Raw genomic sequence first — 15,379 nt, 5'->3', positions numbered from 1 at the left:
TGCGGCGGCGGAACAGTGAGAGGGTTGGGCGGAGACCTCCTGACCCTTTTGCTTTTTCAGCGTCCAGCCATCATCATTTCCAGCATCCTTGAGACGACCCGAACCTATTGTGGCTCGCGACCTGGTCCGCAAACGGCCGGTCCTTGCGCAGGATCGCTATCGTTGTCTCCAGCGATGGCGTCAGCTTCTTGAACCCGTCGCACACACTCTGCTTGCTCGTCGTCTGACAGGCCGTAAGAGCCGCACAAAGCGGCAGCATCAGAAGCAGTGACCTCTTCATCGATCGTATTCCTTTCGCGGAGAATCTGGACTGAATTGGCAAGCGAGGCAGTCGCAGCCATCTGCTTGCCTTCGGACTGGCCTATCCATCTGGCAGGAAAGAACATCAGAGCAGCGCCAAGGATTGCGGCCGCCGGCAGCTTGATCACGTCGGGGATTAGAGCGAGGATCATCACAAGCCCTCGAACCGGCTGATGAAGATGCGATCGCGGAAGATGTAGACTAGCAGCCCGAGGACGGCGACGAAGTGCACCAGCGTGATCAAGGAACGCCGAACGCGTCGGAAATGTCCCTCCCGCTGCTCACAAGGCTCGATACCTCGTAGGCCTGAGACCCGATGCCGGCGAGCGAAGCCCTACCGATATTCGAAGTAGCCGGTCCCTTGGCGCCGATCTCGGATACCTGTTCGCTGCCCCAGATATCGACCGCCTTGCGAAACGCAGCACGCCGATCGGCAAGGCCGTTATATCCGCCATTCACTGCCTTGGTGACGGCGCGAATGTCGTTCTTGTCGGCGTGCCTGTTGCAGCCGGCTTGATCCCAATACCACATCGCAGCGTTGGCGCCGATAGCAGGGTCAAAGAGCACATCCGGATTTCTCACCAGATCGAGCCCTAGCGCACGGCCGCGGGCCCGATAATTGTCTTTGTCCGTGATCTGCTTGATCCCCCTGCCGCGGTAGAGCCAGCCATCATCGGGCTCTGTATTCCCCATCCTGCCGCCATAGACTTGTTGGCGAGAGCTTTGGGATTGTTGGCATAAGGCGTTGCGGCCTGGATCGTCGGAAACCGCTTCGGCCATACCTGCACGAGACGCTTGGCGGTATAGTTCAGGGCTTCCTCAGCCACGCGGAACCCGCCGCTCTCGACGAAGCATTGGGCCATGAAATGGCAGATCCTGTTCGGCGTGGTGATGCCCCTTGCTTCAGCGAAGGACCAAGCCGCCAGCAGGCCTTCCAGAAGAACAGGCTTCGCCGCCGGCGCGAACTCCTTGAGTTCTGCGAGGTTCATTAGGTGTCCTTTCGGGAAAAGAAAAAGGCCCCCGTGAGGGAGCCTTGCGGTTATTCGGATTGTCGGGGGCGGGCAACCCTACTGTTTTACGATTAGGCCCTGCCCCGTGGGGAGTGTGAGGACGACCTGACCGTGATCGGCAGCAGCGTCCCACATGCTGTTTTGCTCTTCATGTCCCTGGAACGCATAGTCGTCCAAGACAATAGCGGCGCCCGGCACGACCCGGTCCCAGATCTTCTCAATGCTCGCCTTCTCAAAGCTCGCGGCGTTCAAGTCGACCGACAAATAAGAAATCTTGCCGATCGTTACGTTGTCGAGGGTTCCAGGCAGTTCTCCGCGAACAAGAACAGCATTCGGAAATGGCGCAGAGTTCCGTTTCGCGATCTCAAAGACATCGAAGTAGATGCCCTTGTTTCGCTGCTTGCGCCTATAGCCCGCCGGTCTGACCGCTGTGTGCACCAGCGCGGCCATATGCTTGACCGGCCCGAAAGCTACCGTTCGTCAGGAAGGAACGGCCAGGAACGAACCCCAACCTTCACGACTTGCGTCGCCCTCCCGATTAGCCTTGGATTAACCGGCAGTTGGTTATCCTGAGGGCATGGTCAACAACGTCTACAAGTTCCGGCAGGTAAAATGGGGGAACCCGCGGGAAAAGCTGAAGGTGCTTGCCGAGGATATCCAGCGCACCTTCTGGCTGGACAGGCTGACTCCAATCCAGTTCGGCGTTCTCGTCGCTGTCGTCATTGTCTTTGTGTTCACTGCTATTGCCGCTGCCGCATTCTATCTTCACTAAGCGCTGCCCGATTCCGCAAATACAGAACCCGCCGCGGTGAGGCGACGGGCTGATGATCAGTTACTTCCCTGCGGTTAGTTGTAAGAGGAGTTGCACTGCGCCCTTACACCTGCGCGGGGCACGTAAGTGTTGTCATATGCACGATACGAGCGGTACCGGTCTGCGCACCATTGCACGTGGTCAGACATGCCGCTTGTTCTCCGCTGATTAGCAACGACTCCACCGATGATGGCTCCAGCAGCGAGCCCGCCGATGATTGCCCCCGTATTGTCTCGGCGGCGGTTATCGTGGCGTCGCGTGTATCGATCGCGCCGCTCATAGCGATTACTGCGATCGTACCTGTTCCCATCGTAGCGTCGGGCATCGCGCGGAACGTATCTCGGGTCGCCTTCGCGATACTGAATCTGCTGGACAGCGGTTACCCCAGCGGGTGCTCCCGGCGCAGACGGGAAGGCTTGCGCTGAGGTGACGCTGCCGAAAGCCGTCATCAACGAAAGCACTACGAGAGCGAGCTTTTTCATTTGTGGTTTCTGCAGAGCTTGTTTCGCGCCTAACACCAGAAGGTGGCTTGCTGATAACGAATTGGCCCGTGCTTACATCGTGACGCGTTCACGAGCACAAATTTCGCTCGGCCGTCCGCCTGGAAACGGGCGGCACCTCTTCGAGGTTTGCAAGTACACCTTGTTTCAACAAGAACCGGCGAACGTTCTCCCGGATCGCGGGCAAAGGGAAAATTCCCTGGTAGGCCATCCGTCACGCCTTCGCCAATATCTCGTACGTTGCATCCCTTTTTTCTGCCGGCCAATCATCGAGCACGTCGAAGACGTCTTCTAGGCTGCCGAGCTCTTGAACATAGCGAGCTCTTTTCACCAACAACGGACTGTCGAAAAGGGTGTTTGCCATCGCTGCCTCCTCCACGAACCGCGCGTGATGGTCTCCAAAGCGGTTTCTGATCCGGTCCAAGGTGGCGATCGCCCTCGTCTGCCCCACAGTTGGCATCACATGCGCAGGCACGACCTGAATGCCGTGCTCCGCAAAGATCGCTTCTGCTTCGGTATAGTTCATTCGACTCTTGCTCCGGTCGGTATCACGAATGATTGCTCCCCATCTATGGAACAAGCGGGCACCAACAATGTTGAGCGGCGATTAGCCCGAACAAAGGAAATAAAATGCACCTGCTCAACCTCGTCACGCTTCTACTGATCATTGTCGGTGGCCTTAATTGGCTGCTCGTGGGTCTTTTCCAGTTCGACCTCGTCGCCGTACTCTTCGGGGGGCAAGATGCTGTTCTGTCCCGGATCGTCTACGTCCTGGTCGGGCTGTCGGCCCTGTATCAGATCATCCCGTTGTCGCGGGCTATCTCGATTGGAGAGCCGGCGGCAGAAGGATCTCTCGGCCATCGCCACTAAGTAATAAGGCGTTTTCACTATGGCCGCCGGCGCTTCGACGCGGGCGGCTTTTTCATTGGCCTTCATGCGGTGCCGACCCTCCTCCCGATCTCGATAGCTCTGCCCTGTTTGAATATCTTCTCCGCCGCCGCGAACTTGGCCTGCTTCACGCTGCCGCCATCCTCGAACTTTTCGCCGCGGATGGGCTTGCCGTTCATGAACGCGACCACATGCTTCAGGCATTCCTCGGCCGCTTCACCCTTCGTCGGGAATAACTTCGGCTTATCGCCGGCATCCATGACCGGGGTCGGGTGGCTGTCCCGGCAGAACTGGATCATTGCCCAGAACCCGAACCCGCCGGGGATTCGATGAGGATATGCGCTGTATTTGTTCATATTCGGTCTCCCGCAGATATGACGTCCCCGGGAACTATGACGCCGCCACGTGGATTAGTAGAAGGGATCAGTGAACGCTCATGAGGACGTTGAATATGTTGGTGACACGCTGGAAGACACCCGTTGTGATCAATGACGGCGGTATCCGGATAACCCTTACGTCGCCCGAAGAGGCCATTAATTGGCTTGCTCATGAGCGCGACCAGAGGAGCTCCAAATGGCGACATGCGTGGCAGACTTGCAGAGCCGTCCACGAGGGGCGACTTCCCGCGGATGAAGCCTGGTCCGCTGTTCAACTGGTCGCCCACGGCAGGCACTGATTGCAGCCACCGCCGCCGCGGATTGGATGGGCGTAACCGGCGAATTGGTTCATGCTGCTGTCCTCCAGTGATAGGCAAGCTCCGCCCTGTTTGATCGGCGGAGACAGCTGGGAGATGTTCGAAATGTCGTGGGGACTCGAGCGAGGGCGCATCTATAACCGGCGAGCTGACATCCATGCGCGATTCAATGGAGAGCAACGAGGAGGTATCGTCACCCGTCCGGCGCCAATGTAATCTTCTGTATTTTCACTGGCGAGACCGGCGAGAGCCACGGCTATTCTGATCGCTGGCGTCCGGACGGCGTTTTCGAATATTACGGTGAAGGCCAGGTCGGCGACATGCAGATGCAGAAGGGCAATCGCGCTGTTGCGGAGCATGCGAAGAACGGCAAGAGCATTCTCTTGTTTAAGATTGGGCCCCAGGGTGTCAAATTCGCAGACGATGTGGTCTGCGAAGGATACGAGGTCAGGAAGGCGCTGGGCCGCCTGGGCAACATTCGGGACGCCTTCGTGTTTCACCTCCGCCCAATGGACAACTTGAATGAAAGGGTAGACGCGCAACAAGTGTCCGCACTCGACATGGGAGCGCTTCTTGAAATGGCATTCAGCGCTGCGAACCCACCACCTAAAAAGACTACTATCTTGTCCCAAGTTGTAGAGCGATCGCGCGCCGTCAGGGACTATGGGGTCGCCCGCGCCAATGGTCACTGCGAAGGATGCAGTGCCCCTTTTCCCTTCGTTCGCGCCAACGGAATACCCTACCTGGAACCGCATCACATTCGGCGACTGTCCGATGGAGGCCCGAATGATCCCCGCTTTGTCATCGCTCTTTGCCCGAACTGCCATCGGAGGGTGCACTTTGGCAGCGATGACAATACCTACAACACTAGCCTCCCTGCTAAGATAAAGTCGATCGAGGTCACTTGAGATCTGAGGGGGCAGGATCTCCGTAAATACCGCAGCAACGCCCTGAAGATTGTTTTCGTGAGCCCATTGAAGCAAAGCGATGCTGTCATTTCCGTAGCTGACAAAGACGACAAACCGGATCGGAGCTTTGGTGCCGTGGGAACGGGGAAGGGCTACTTGCTGCATCAAAGGCCAAGCCCCCACTGCTGGCACTTCAACCGCGGTCTAGATCGTCCGACGTACCTGGCTACATCCATTTGGTTAGCCCGAGCTAATTGGCTTGGCCGGTGCAATAGGCCAATCTCTCCATAGAACTTGCACGGATGGTCTAGAGGGAATGGGCTATGTCGGATGTGATTCCGGTATCGTTCGGTGCTCGCTGGGGAGCGCCGGTCTGCCTTGTGCAGAAGCGGGCAGTAAAGCGTATCAAGGGGCCGGCGGAGGCTATCCGGTTCATGAAAACCGACTTCAAAGAGCATTCCGGCACGGCTTATTCCCGTGCGGTTGCCGTCTGTTTCGCGGCGCTTCGTCGAGAAACCGAGCCGGATGTCGCGAGGCACTTTTTCCTTGCTGCCTATGAGAGTGAACTGAGGGCTCGGAGTGAACACTAAAACATCTCCTCCTGCTGGAGCTTCGACTTCTGGGAGACGAAGGTCATAGCAGCGTCCTTTCGTTCATCGCCTGCCGGAAGGCCGGGCCGTAGCTGGTGGACTTGCCGTCCCACTCGATCTCCTTGCGGCGCGGGAACTCGCTCTCGCGTGACAGGGAAAGGATAATGTCGGCCTTGCCGGCGACGCGGTTCATGGCGTCTTCCCAGACTGGGTAGTCGTCGGATTTTTCGGCCGGTTCCATGCCGGCGACGATCGGGCGGGCTTGGAAGACGATCAGGACCTGGTCAGCGTCCTTGTCCATGTTGCCAACAAGGTCGCGGTAGGTCGGCCGGCGGTTCATGGCTGCGCTGAGACGTTCTTTGAACCTGCGCCCCTGGTAGCCCTGGAACGTCGATTTCTTCAGGTGGGTGAGCGCGATGATTGGGATATCGTGCTTCTGCGCGAAGTCCTTGAGGATCGAGGTGGCGCGCTGGCCCTGCTTGAACTCATCCTCGTATTCCATCTTACCTGTCCACTGGATCTTGCCGATGTGGTCTAGGAAGAAGGCTTCAATGCCATGTTCCCCGATGAGACGCGCAATCTTCTGGTCGATCTGGTCGAGGGTCAGGCGACGGCAATCTATGTCGATGTGTTTGAGGCGCTTCATGTCCTCGCCGGCGCGGAATAGATCCTCAACCTCGTTATCGCTTATGGATCCGCGCTGCTGGCGGGTGGAGCTTATTCCAGTGCGCCGAGCCTTCTCGCGCATGATGATGCATTCGGCATATTTCGCCGCTGTTGAGCCCTACAGGAGCCTTTTCAGCGATATTGAACATGCACTGCATCGCGAGCGCGCTTTTGCCCTGCTTCACACCGCCACCGATGATGATAAGTTGCTTCTTCTGCCAAGGGCCGGTGAGCGTGGTGATCTCCGGAATGCCCGGATCAATTCCGACCGGGGTCGCGCCGCGCACGGCATCATTGGTCCGGTCGAGCATATCGTCGACCATGTCGGCAAAGCTGTCTTGCGGATCGTTACGGCTTTCTATCGCTGAAACGATCGCAGTAAGCTTGTCCCGGCATTCCTTGATCCGATCAATGAATTCGAGCTCGTCTTCCGCCTTGACGCCGGCAAGATGGGCATCATCCCCAATGCTCATTGCCTCACGACGGTGGAAATATCCGGTGATCGCGTCTGCGAAGTCGGGAACGCCCTGGATGCTGACCGCGTCGGAAACCAACCTCGCCAAATGTTGGGAAACGGTCATGTCCCCCACTTTCTCGGCGGCTATTTCTGGAACCATGAATGACCGGACGGTGACCGGGTTCATGCTCTTCCCAACTGCGCGCCCCCGGAGGACAGCATCATATATGTGTCGATGAAGCCGCTCGAAGAAGTGATCGGTCTCGAAGGTCGGAGGAACGACCGACAGCGTGGCCTTATGCTGTCCGGCGAGCAGGCCGACGCGCTGGTGCATGTCACGGACGGACGTGCGCTTGTCATCAAGAGGCCGGCATGGTCGGCATCCGGGCATCGCGGAAACCTACCGGCGCAGGATCGAGCGTTTGACCGAGACGCTGTATCATCCCGACCAGGCAGTCGATGCAGCTGACGCCTTCCGCGGGGTCATCGATCGCAGCGTCGTGACTCCCGGAAAGAAGCGCGGCAGCTACACCATCCCCCTGCAAGGCGAGCTTGGCGCCATCCTCGTTTGGATCGACCGCAGTGGAAAACCCGGCTACAAGCAACGGTCGGACACCCCCCAATCCTATTTGTCGGCCTCGGTAAATACTCGGGGCTGTAGCACGTGACGACCGTCCGAACTGCTCCGCCGGTGTCTTATCCGGGACGCATTCTCAGAACGTCTCCGAGGCTGCATTTTCCTTCAAATCCCTATAAGACGTCTCTGGAGCAAACCAGGAGAGAGAATGGAAACCGTGGAGATTAGCAGCCGCAGTGATTTTGCCCTCTGGGCGATCCAGCGCGCACAGGAAATTGTGACAGCCGAAGGTGCCGCCTTTGCGATGTCCGCCCGTGACATGAACGAAGAAGTATTGGCGGAGACTGCGGCCGCACTCGGTAAGGCCATCAGCGATGCGATGCTTGAAGTTTTCGACGGCCTGATAGGCGAATGATTTCGAAAGTGCAGTTCCACGAATGCGGACTGCAGGTGATCATTGTCGTTTATCAGCGGGGCATTAGCTTTACCCATGTCAGCAGGACTGGCTGATCCAACCGAATCCGCCTACGTCATCAGCGCGGCTCGAAGACTTTATGCACGCGCAGTGCCTGATTCGAGAAAACCCGACCAAGCAGACTAGAATCGAGACCAGAGTGACCCACAACCATCACGACCACGACGACCATCATCATGCGGATGACCACTGGCGCGAGAATGGCGTCAAGGTCATTCCCGGCAATTCGCTCGATCCAAATACGGCCCAGACGCCCGGCATGAACCGCGCCACCGCCATCAGCAAGGCGCGCGCCGGAGCGGAGAAGATCTGGGCCGGCACGGTGACGATCCACGCCAATGCCAAAACAGGCGCCCATCACCATGGCGATCTGGAAAGCATCATCTACGTGGTCAAGGGCAAAGCCCGCATGCGCTGGGGCGAGCATCTCGAATATACTGCCGAAGCCGGTCCCGGCGACTTCATTTATGTACCGCCCTATGTGCCGCATCAGGAGATCAATGCCAGCCGCGACGAAACCCTGGAATGCGTTCTCGTCCGCTCCGGCCAGGAGCCGATCGTCGTCAACCTCGATATTGAGCCGGTCGAGAAGCCGGAAGACGTGCCCTGGATCGATCCCATCCATCGATGACCGTTGCGAGCGATGCGCAGCAACGGGGTAATGCTCCCCTCAGTTGATAACCGGTTCCGGCGTCTTGCTGCCAAATTCGGTCTTCAGAAAATCGAAGTCGCAACCTTTGTCTGCCTGTTCGATATGGCTTGAGAACATGAAGCCATAACCGCGTTCGTAATGTCGGACCGGTACAGTCCAGGCTGAGCGGCGGGCGGCTATCTCCTCCTCCGAAACCAGCATGTTGAGGCTGCGCGCGGGAATGTCGAGCTCAACCAGATCGCCCGTCTTCAACAGCGCCAATGGCCCTCCGACATAAGCTTCCGGCGCGACATGCAGCACGCAGGCGCCGAAGCTGGTGCCCGACATGCGGGCGTCCGAGATGCGAACCATGTCGCGCAGACCAAGCTTCAGAAGAGCCTTGGGCATCGGGATCATGCCCCATTCCGGCATCCCCGGCCCGCCCTGCGGACCGGCATTGCGCAGCACCAGAACAGTATCCGGCGTCAGCGGATAGTCCGGATCCTCGATGATCTTCTTGATTTCCGGATAGCTGTCGGCGATCAATGCCGGACCCCGATGCCGATGGAATTTCGGATCACAGGCAGCCGGTTTGATGACCGCGCCGTCGGGACAGAGATTCCCCTTGAGCACTGCAAGCGAACCCTCATGATAGACCGGGTTCGATAGTGGACGGATGACGTCGTCATTATAGATCTTCACCTGATCGAGGCCTTCCACCAGCGGCTTTCCGGTGACGGTAATTGCCGTCGGGTCCAGCTTGTCCCCGAGCTGCTTCATCAGGGCACGCAAGCCACCTGCATAAAAGAAGTCCTCCATCAGATAGGTCGAACCGGAAGGCCGGATATTGGCAATGACCGGCGTCGTGCGCCCGATGCGATCGAGATCATCCAGTTCCAGCGGAACACCCGCCCGGCGGGCCATGGCGATCAAGTGAATGATCGCATTGGTGGAGCAACCGGTAGCCATGGCAACGGTGACCGCGTTGTCGACGGCCGCCGGAGTGATGATCTGGTCCGGCGTCAGATCTTCCCAGACCATGTCGACGATGCGGCGACCACAGGCCGCCGACATCCGCTGATGGTTGGCATCGGCGGCCGGAATGGAGGATGCGCCGGGCAAAGTCAGCCCCATCGCCTCGGCGATAGCCGTCATCGTCGAGGCCGTCCCCATCGTCATGCAATGGCCGTAACTGCGGGCGATCCCGCCCTCGATGCCCTGCCATTCTTCCTGAGTGAGAGTGCCGGCGCGCCGCTCGTCCCAATATTTGAAGCCATCGGTGCCGGAGCCGAGCGTCTTGCCGGCGTAGTTGCCGCGGAGCATGGGACCCGCGGGGAGATAGATAAAGGGAATCCCCATGCTGACCGCGCCCATGACGAGACCCGGCGTGGTCTTGTCGCAACCACCCATCAGCACAGCGCCATCAATCGGGTGGCTACGCAGCAGCTCTTCAGTCTCCATCGCCAGCATATTGCGGTAGAGCATGGTGGTCGGCTTGACGAAGTTTTCGGAAAGGGAAAGAGCCGGCAGCTCCATGGGAAAACCGCCCGACTGCAGGATGCCCCGCTTCACCCACTCGACACGCTCACGGAAATGCATGTGGCATGGCTGGGCGTCGGACCAGGTGTTGATAATGGCGATGATCGGCTTGCCCTGCCAGTCCTCCGGCGCATAGCCCATCTGCATGGTTCGTGATCGATGGCCGAAAGAACGCTGATCGTCAGGCATCATCCATCGCGCCGAGCGCAGTTGCTCGTAAGTTTTCCTCACCGTCACTGCATCCCCTCCACGCACACAGCGGCCACTTCCGTCTGTGCTTCCGTCAAACTGATATTTTAGTTTGATATATATATCAACGGCGGCTCTTCATTGTGCATTGGCCGTGCTGCGGCTATGGATGAGCGAAAAGGATTGGCTCGTATGAATCCCCAGCTTGCCACGACGCTCGGCTTGTCGGCACCCGGTTTTCCAGTCGTCCTCGGCGGTACGGTCCAACGGGTTTATGACGACCTGCGCAAACGGATCGTCACCATCCAGCTTCCGCCGGACACCACGTTGTCGCGCACCGAACTTTCCGAGACCTATGAAGTCAGCCAGACCCCGATTCGCGAGGCATTGCAGCTTCTCAAACAGGAGGGATTGGTTCGCATCTATCCGCAATCCCGCACCGTAGTGACCCGGATCGATGTCCTGCAGATTCACGAGGCGCATTTCCTTCGCGTTGCACTGGAAACCGAAGTCTGCCGCCGCTTGGCCAATGACCCCGATCTGGATCCGAGCGTCGTCACGCGCGCCCGTTCGATTATCAAAATGCAGTCGGCGATCGCCGACGATGCCGAGCAGGTCGCGATCTTCCAGGAGCTCGATGAGATCTTCCACCAGACATTGTTTGCCGGCGCAAAGCGCAGCGGCCTGCACCAGCTGGTTCGCGAACGCTCCGGTCATCTGGAACGCATTCGTCGTCTTCATCTGCCCGAAAAGGGCAAGATCGTCAGCATTCTCGAAGGCCATCGCGCCATCATCGAGGCCATTGCCGCACGCGACGAACAGGGTGCCGTCAATGCCATCCGCGAGCATCTGAGCCGCACTGTCGCAAAGGTCGAAGACCTCCGAAAGGAATTCCCTCACTATTTCGTCTGAGGATGCCGCGCCGGCGTTGGTTAATCCAAGAATCCGTCTTCATTGACAATCCCTGTGGCTGGCTGGCGCCCCGCGAAAGTGTGAGCTCCGCCCGTCTTTTCAGCCGCTTTCTTCACCTAAAAGCCGAATGACGCTCTGCCTCATGTGAAAGTTCATGACCTCGCGTGCAAGCGCGGGATCGCCGGCCTTGATGGCTTCGAGAACACGACCGTGTTCCTCCACGACACGCGGCGCTACCTGATCGGCCGGCCGCTCCTGCAGCTTGCGGGTAAACTCCATCGTCAGCTTGATCTGGTTGCGCATCGTGCCGAGCGCGAAGGTGAAATAGGGGTTGCGAGCCGCCTGTGCCACGGCCATGTGAAAGGCGAAGTCGGCGTCAAGCACACCCTCGCCGCGCGGCAGGGTCAGCATTCGCCGATGCGCTTCCTCGATGCCGCGGATCGCTTCTGGATCGCAAAGCCGTGCTGCATCTTCCGCCGCCGCGCATTCCACCACCTGGCGAAACCGCATGCAGCGCTTCATGTCGAACACTGTCTGGATCGACAGGCTCTGAATGTCGGTGGTTGCCGCCACGACATCCGCGCGAGGCTGTACGAAGTTGGCCGACCCGCGCCGCGAGACGATCCGGCCGGCTTCCCGCATCTTCACCAGGGCCTTTCGCAGGACAGGACGCGAAACGCCGAACTGACGGGCAAGCTCCGCCTCCGGCGGCAGGCGTCCGCCGCCGTGCCAGGCCGGCGCATCAAGCATCGCTTCGAGCCGGGCGAGCACATGAGACGACAGGTCTTGCAGGGGACGTGTTTGTTGAGTGATCTCATTCATCACGCCCATACTACCGTCGGCATTCCGCCATTCCAATAGGCAGGGCAAATTTACTAATATTTACTTATATTGACAAATTGGTTTGCCTGCGCAACTAATAACACGATGCGGTGAGTGATTGCCGCCAAAGAACCTAAAGCCGCGTGACCAGAATTGCGGGACAGTGACAGAGGATCGGATGCTTATCGAGCCGAATTCGTCGACACCCACCATGGACAGCCCCCTCGCCCGGCACACGCCGCATATCGTTTCCGTGCGGGCTATCCCGGTTGCAGGGCAGGACAGCATGTTGCTCAACCTGAGCGGCGCGCATGCCCCTTTCTTCACCCGCAACCTCGCGATCATCGAAGATGACTCTGGCCATACCGGCATCGGTGAAGTTCCCGGTGGCGAGGCAATCCGCAGGACGATCGAGGAAGCGGGCCCGCTCCTGATCGGACAGACGACCGGCAACTATAACAGCTTGCTCAACAAGGTGCGGAAGGCTTTCGGCGACCGTGATAGCGGCGGCCGTGGGCTGCAGACTTTTGATCTGCGCACCACTATCCACGTGGTGACGGCGCTGGAGTCGGCTCTGCTCGACCTTCTCGGCCAGCATCTCGGCGTGCCGGTGGCAGCCCTTCTCGGCGATGGCCAGCAGCGCGATCGGGTCGAGATGCTCGGCTATCTCTTTTATGTCGGCGACCGACGCAAGACTGACCTGCCCTATCGCGATGGCAAAGACGAAACGGACGCCTGGTTGCGACTGCGCGACGAGCAGGCCCTGACCCCGGAGGCGATCGTCCGGCTCGCCGAGGCGACGAAGGAGCGTTACGGTTTTCGCGACTTCAAGCTGAAAGGCGGCGTCTTGCAAGGCGACGAGGAAATCGAGGCGGTAACGGCAATTGCCCGCCGCTTCCCCGAAGCGCGCGTGACGCTTGATCCGAATGGCGCGTGGTCGCTGGAAGAGGCCATTCGCCTCTGTAAGGGGCGCGGCGACGTGCTCGCCTATGCGGAAGACCCCTGCGGCGCCGAGCAGGGTTATTCCGGGCGCGAGATCATGGCCGAATTCCGCCGTGCCACCGGTCTGCCGACCGCTACCAACATGGTGGCAACAGACTGGCGCCAACTCTCACATGCCATCCAGCTGCAATCGGTCGACATTCCGCTGGCCGACCCGCATTTCTGGACCATGCAGGGCTCGGTGCGCGTCGCGCAGATCTGCCAGACCTTCGGCATGACCTGGGGCTCGCATTCCAACAACCATTTCGATGTATCGCTAGCCATGTTCACCCATGTGGGCGCGGCAGCACCCGGACGCGTCACCGCGCTCGATACCCATTGGATCTGGCAGGACGGCCAGCGGCTGACCCGCGAGCCGCTGAAGATCGAGGACGGACATATCGCCGTACCGGACCGGCCAGGTCTCGGTGTCGAACTGGATATGAGCCAAGTCGAGAAGGCTCACGAACTGTACCTGAAACACGGGCTCGGCGCGCGCGATGACGCGACCGCCATGCAGTACCTCATCAAGGGCTGGCGCTTCGACAACAAGCGACCTTGCCTCGTGCGATAGCCACAGAACGTCCGAGCGCCCGGGCGGCATCACCTGGAAGCGGCGCCAAGGATCATTGAGGAGGATGAACCTATGAAAGCAAAAAACCTGATCGCCATTTCACTCGGCCTTGGCATCGCCTTTGCGGCGGGCATTGCCAAAGCCTTCCCGGATGGCCCGATCACTATTGTCGTACCCTTCCCGCCAGGCGGCGCGACCGACACGACTGCGCGGCTCATGGAACCGCAGATGTCAAAAGTATTGGGCGCAAACATTGTCGTGGAAAACAAGCCGGGCGCCACCGGTGCGATCGGGGCCGGCCTGGTCGCCGATGCCGAAGCCAACGGCCAAACGTTGCTGGTCGCCTCGCTCGGCACCTTTGCCACCAATCCCTACCTGCAGAAGAAGCTCTCCTACGATCCGATGAAGGACTTCGATCTCCTGACCGTCGCCGTGAGCACGCCCAATGTGCTTGTCGCGACGCCGAAATTCACGGCAAACAGCGTGCAGGAACTCATCTCGGCCATGAAGGAAAAGCCGGAGAGCGTCACCTTCGCAAATTCCGGCACCGGCTCCTCCGACCACCTGACCGCAGCCCTCTTCTGGCAGGCGACCGGCACCAAAGGTGTGCACGTGCCCTATAAGGGAGGTTCCGCCGCACAGGCCGATCTCGTCGGCGGCCATGTGGACGTGTCGTTCCAGAACCTCGGCGCCATCATGAACTTCGTGCAGGCGGGGCAGATGAAGGCGCTCGCACAGACCGGCGAGAAGCGCCATCCGCTGCTGCCGAACGTGCCCACACTCACCGAACTCGGCTATGGCAATGTCGTGGTCAACGCCTGGCAGGGTGTTGCCGCACCCAAGGGCCTACCGGCCGACGTCAAGGCGAAACTCAATCAGGCGATCCAGGCATCGCTCAAAGACCCCGAGGTGGTCGCCAAGTTCAGCAAGCTGGGCTTCGAGGTCGTAGCGAACTCCAATGAAGAGTTCGGGACTTATCTCGGCAAGGAGATGACGCGCTGGAAGGACGTCATCGAAAAAGGCAATATCAGCGCGGAATGATCCGTGAAAATGGCCGCCGAAGTCTCTTCGGCGGCCATGTTTCATAAGGAAGCCGCCCTGAACGGATAGAGCTGCAGGGCCGTTTCATCAAGCTGGTAGACGCTAGACAAGCGGGGCCGACGCTCTTGCGCTCTCTGCGATCGGACCAACGGCGGCTTCCATGCTTTCCGTCGTCGTGCCGGTCACGATGAAGCCGAGCAGCGGCGCAGCGATGCCAGCGGCTTTCAGCTTCGGCATGTCGTCCCCGACGAACCGCTTCTGGCTCGGCGCGATGACCGGGATGCCGACCTTGCTGGTGATGTCCCTGTAGCGGGCAAGATCGGTCTCATTCATCGGTTTGCCATAGTCTGCGAAGGCGGCGACAGACGCCTCCATCATCACGCCCGGAATGGCGATGATCTTTGCCAATTCCTCATCCGTGCCCTTTTCACCGAGAGCCGGCATCGGCCTGAGCCTGGATTGCAGGAGATGCGGCTGCATGTCACTGAAATAGATATTGAAACCCTCGAAACCGAGATCGGCAAGCACATCCATTTCTTCAGGGCTCGGCACCTTTTCCTGTCCAGCCATGACCAGTAACGGCACGCCAAGTGTCGCAAGTTTTTCGTAGAAGGGCCGCTCCTCGGCGAAGCTTCCGAAGGTCGTGCCCGAGGCGCGATGATAGGCGTTGAGGTGCACCTTGATCGCGAACGCCCCTGCCCCGATCGCGGCTTTCGCAAGATCGAGATCGTGGCGGGCGAGCGAGACGATGACGGGAAATTCCCCACCGCGTAGCGCCCTGGTAAGTCTGGTTTCCGGATAGATTGGCATGGAT

Annotated in this window: 22 protein-coding genes; 11 read left to right on the top strand and 11 right to left on the bottom strand. The window is 59.3% G+C overall.

The features are described from left to right. Positions 1-73: 73 nt before the first annotated feature. The 3 genes from EDE05_RS11130 to EDE05_RS11120 all read right to left on the bottom strand — a co-directional run bounded on the left by EDE05_RS11130 (position 74) and on the right by EDE05_RS11120 (position 1,760). Entirely contained in the window at positions 74-280 is a 207-nt protein-coding gene (locus EDE05_RS11130; protein WP_166675446.1) for a hypothetical protein, read from the bottom strand. Between the two features lie 260 nt (positions 281-540). Further along, positions 541-1,080, bottom strand: a complete 540-nt coding sequence (locus tag EDE05_RS11125; RefSeq protein ID WP_112803674.1) for a glycoside hydrolase family 19 protein — start codon at positions 1,078-1,080, stop codon at positions 541-543. 287 nt (positions 1,081-1,367) lie between these two features. Further along, entirely contained in the window at positions 1,368-1,760 is a 393-nt protein-coding gene (locus EDE05_RS11120) for a hypothetical protein (protein WP_112803672.1), read from the bottom strand. Positions 1,761-1,887: 127 nt separating this feature from the next. On the opposite strand from EDE05_RS11120, the gene EDE05_RS11115 reads away from it, so the two are divergent. Continuing rightward, a complete protein-coding gene (locus EDE05_RS11115; protein ID WP_112803670.1) occupies positions 1,888-2,082 on the top strand; it encodes a hypothetical protein in 195 nt (64 codons plus the stop codon). A 74-nt stretch (positions 2,083-2,156) separates the two neighbouring features. On the opposite strand, the gene EDE05_RS27185 is transcribed toward EDE05_RS11115, so the two are convergent. Together EDE05_RS27185 and EDE05_RS27180 are read right to left on the bottom strand one after the other, a co-directional pair. Next, positions 2,157-2,270 (bottom strand): BA14K family protein, encoded by a 114-nt coding sequence (locus EDE05_RS27185; RefSeq protein ID WP_245505247.1) that lies wholly within the window; start codon positions 2,268-2,270, stop codon positions 2,157-2,159. A 565-nt stretch (positions 2,271-2,835) separates the two neighbouring features. Beyond that, positions 2,836-3,147, bottom strand: a complete 312-nt coding sequence (locus EDE05_RS27180) for a hypothetical protein (protein ID WP_245519891.1) — start codon at positions 3,145-3,147, stop codon at positions 2,836-2,838. A gap of 104 nt (positions 3,148-3,251) precedes the next feature. Between EDE05_RS27180 and EDE05_RS11100 the strand changes: the two genes are divergently transcribed. Continuing rightward, positions 3,252-3,491, top strand: a complete 240-nt coding sequence (locus EDE05_RS11100) for a DUF378 domain-containing protein (RefSeq protein WP_112803666.1) — start codon at positions 3,252-3,254, stop codon at positions 3,489-3,491. 62 nt (positions 3,492-3,553) lie between these two features. On the opposite strand, the gene EDE05_RS11095 is transcribed toward EDE05_RS11100, so the two are convergent. Continuing rightward, on the bottom strand, positions 3,554-3,865 hold the full coding sequence (locus EDE05_RS11095) for a hypothetical protein (RefSeq protein ID WP_112803664.1): 312 nt from the start codon (positions 3,863-3,865) through the stop codon (positions 3,554-3,556). 80 nt (positions 3,866-3,945) lie between these two features. Here EDE05_RS11095 and EDE05_RS11090 point away from each other — a divergent pair, with 80 nt between their 5' ends. From EDE05_RS11090 to EDE05_RS11075, 3 genes are all read left to right on the top strand, one after another. Further along, positions 3,946-4,185 carry a DUF982 domain-containing protein gene (locus EDE05_RS11090; RefSeq protein WP_348631503.1) on the top strand — a complete coding sequence of 80 codons (240 nt, stop codon included), beginning with the start codon at positions 3,946-3,948 and terminating at the stop codon, positions 4,183-4,185. 338 nt (positions 4,186-4,523) lie between these two features. Continuing rightward, positions 4,524-5,111 (top strand): HNH endonuclease signature motif containing protein, encoded by a 588-nt coding sequence (locus EDE05_RS27495; RefSeq protein ID WP_348631502.1) that lies wholly within the window; start codon positions 4,524-4,526, stop codon positions 5,109-5,111. Between the two features lie 323 nt (positions 5,112-5,434). Beyond that, positions 5,435-5,701 carry a DUF982 domain-containing protein gene (locus EDE05_RS11075; protein WP_105370892.1) on the top strand — a complete coding sequence of 89 codons (267 nt, stop codon included), beginning with the start codon at positions 5,435-5,437 and terminating at the stop codon, positions 5,699-5,701. A gap of 43 nt (positions 5,702-5,744) precedes the next feature. On the opposite strand, the gene EDE05_RS11070 is transcribed toward EDE05_RS11075, so the two are convergent. Together EDE05_RS11070 and EDE05_RS11065 are read right to left on the bottom strand one after the other, a co-directional pair. Further along, complete coding sequence (locus EDE05_RS11070; protein WP_112803660.1) at positions 5,745-6,449, bottom strand: DnaB-like helicase C-terminal domain-containing protein; 705 nt, start codon at positions 6,447-6,449, stop codon at positions 5,745-5,747. Further along, complete coding sequence (locus EDE05_RS11065; protein WP_162712564.1) at positions 6,382-7,158, bottom strand: DnaB-like helicase N-terminal domain-containing protein; 777 nt, start codon at positions 7,156-7,158, stop codon at positions 6,382-6,384. Before EDE05_RS11065 ends, EDE05_RS11070 begins: the two co-directional genes overlap by 68 nt. A 19-nt stretch (positions 7,159-7,177) precedes the next feature. Here EDE05_RS11065 and EDE05_RS11060 point away from each other — a divergent pair, with 19 nt between their 5' ends. The 3 genes from EDE05_RS11060 (at position 7,178) to EDE05_RS11050 (ending at position 8,507) form a co-directional block, all read left to right on the top strand. Next, complete coding sequence (locus EDE05_RS11060; RefSeq protein ID WP_208325207.1) at positions 7,178-7,492, top strand: hypothetical protein; 315 nt, start codon at positions 7,178-7,180, stop codon at positions 7,490-7,492. 117 nt (positions 7,493-7,609) lie between these two features. Next, the gene (locus EDE05_RS11055; protein WP_105370890.1) at positions 7,610-7,816 is read left to right on the top strand and encodes a hypothetical protein; all 207 of its coding nucleotides are present in this window, start codon (positions 7,610-7,612) and stop codon (positions 7,814-7,816) included. A gap of 199 nt (positions 7,817-8,015) precedes the next feature. Continuing rightward, positions 8,016-8,507, top strand: coding sequence for a cupin domain-containing protein (locus EDE05_RS11050; RefSeq protein ID WP_105370889.1), 492 nt, complete (start codon positions 8,016-8,018; stop codon positions 8,505-8,507). A gap of 39 nt (positions 8,508-8,546) precedes the next feature. On the opposite strand, the gene araD is transcribed toward EDE05_RS11050, so the two are convergent. Beyond that, a complete protein-coding gene (gene araD, locus EDE05_RS11045) occupies positions 8,547-10,283 on the bottom strand; it encodes an L-arabinonate dehydratase (RefSeq protein WP_134101030.1) in 1,737 nt (578 codons plus the stop codon). 144 nt (positions 10,284-10,427) lie between these two features. Here araD and EDE05_RS11040 point away from each other — a divergent pair, with 144 nt between their 5' ends. Beyond that, entirely contained in the window at positions 10,428-11,147 is a 720-nt protein-coding gene (locus EDE05_RS11040; RefSeq protein WP_112800866.1) for a GntR family transcriptional regulator, read from the top strand. Between the two features lie 99 nt (positions 11,148-11,246). Here EDE05_RS11040 and EDE05_RS11035 read toward each other — a convergent pair whose 3' ends face one another. Further along, a complete protein-coding gene (locus EDE05_RS11035) occupies positions 11,247-11,969 on the bottom strand; it encodes an FCD domain-containing protein (RefSeq protein ID WP_166675445.1) in 723 nt (240 codons plus the stop codon). Positions 11,970-12,180: 211 nt separating this feature from the next. Here EDE05_RS11035 and gudD point away from each other — a divergent pair, with 211 nt between their 5' ends. Both gudD and EDE05_RS11025 read left to right on the top strand, forming a co-directional pair. Next, the gene (gene gudD / locus EDE05_RS11030) at positions 12,181-13,524 is read left to right on the top strand and encodes a glucarate dehydratase (protein ID WP_112800886.1); all 1,344 of its coding nucleotides are present in this window, start codon (positions 12,181-12,183) and stop codon (positions 13,522-13,524) included. 72 nt (positions 13,525-13,596) lie between these two features. Then, the gene (locus EDE05_RS11025; protein WP_134101024.1) at positions 13,597-14,565 is read left to right on the top strand and encodes a tripartite tricarboxylate transporter substrate binding protein; all 969 of its coding nucleotides are present in this window, start codon (positions 13,597-13,599) and stop codon (positions 14,563-14,565) included. A gap of 102 nt (positions 14,566-14,667) precedes the next feature. Here EDE05_RS11025 and EDE05_RS11020 read toward each other — a convergent pair whose 3' ends face one another. Next, positions 14,668-15,375: a hypothetical protein gene (locus EDE05_RS11020; RefSeq protein WP_134101021.1), complete on the bottom strand. Its 708-nt coding sequence runs from the start codon at positions 15,373-15,375 to the stop codon at positions 14,668-14,670. Between the last annotated feature and the right edge of the window lie 4 nt (positions 15,376-15,379).

The organism is Neorhizobium sp. R1-B, from assembly GCF_004368875.1.
Lineage (GTDB): Bacteria > Pseudomonadota > Alphaproteobacteria > Rhizobiales > Rhizobiaceae > Neorhizobium > Neorhizobium huautlense.
This window is presented reverse-complemented; position numbering and strand designations above follow the sequence as displayed.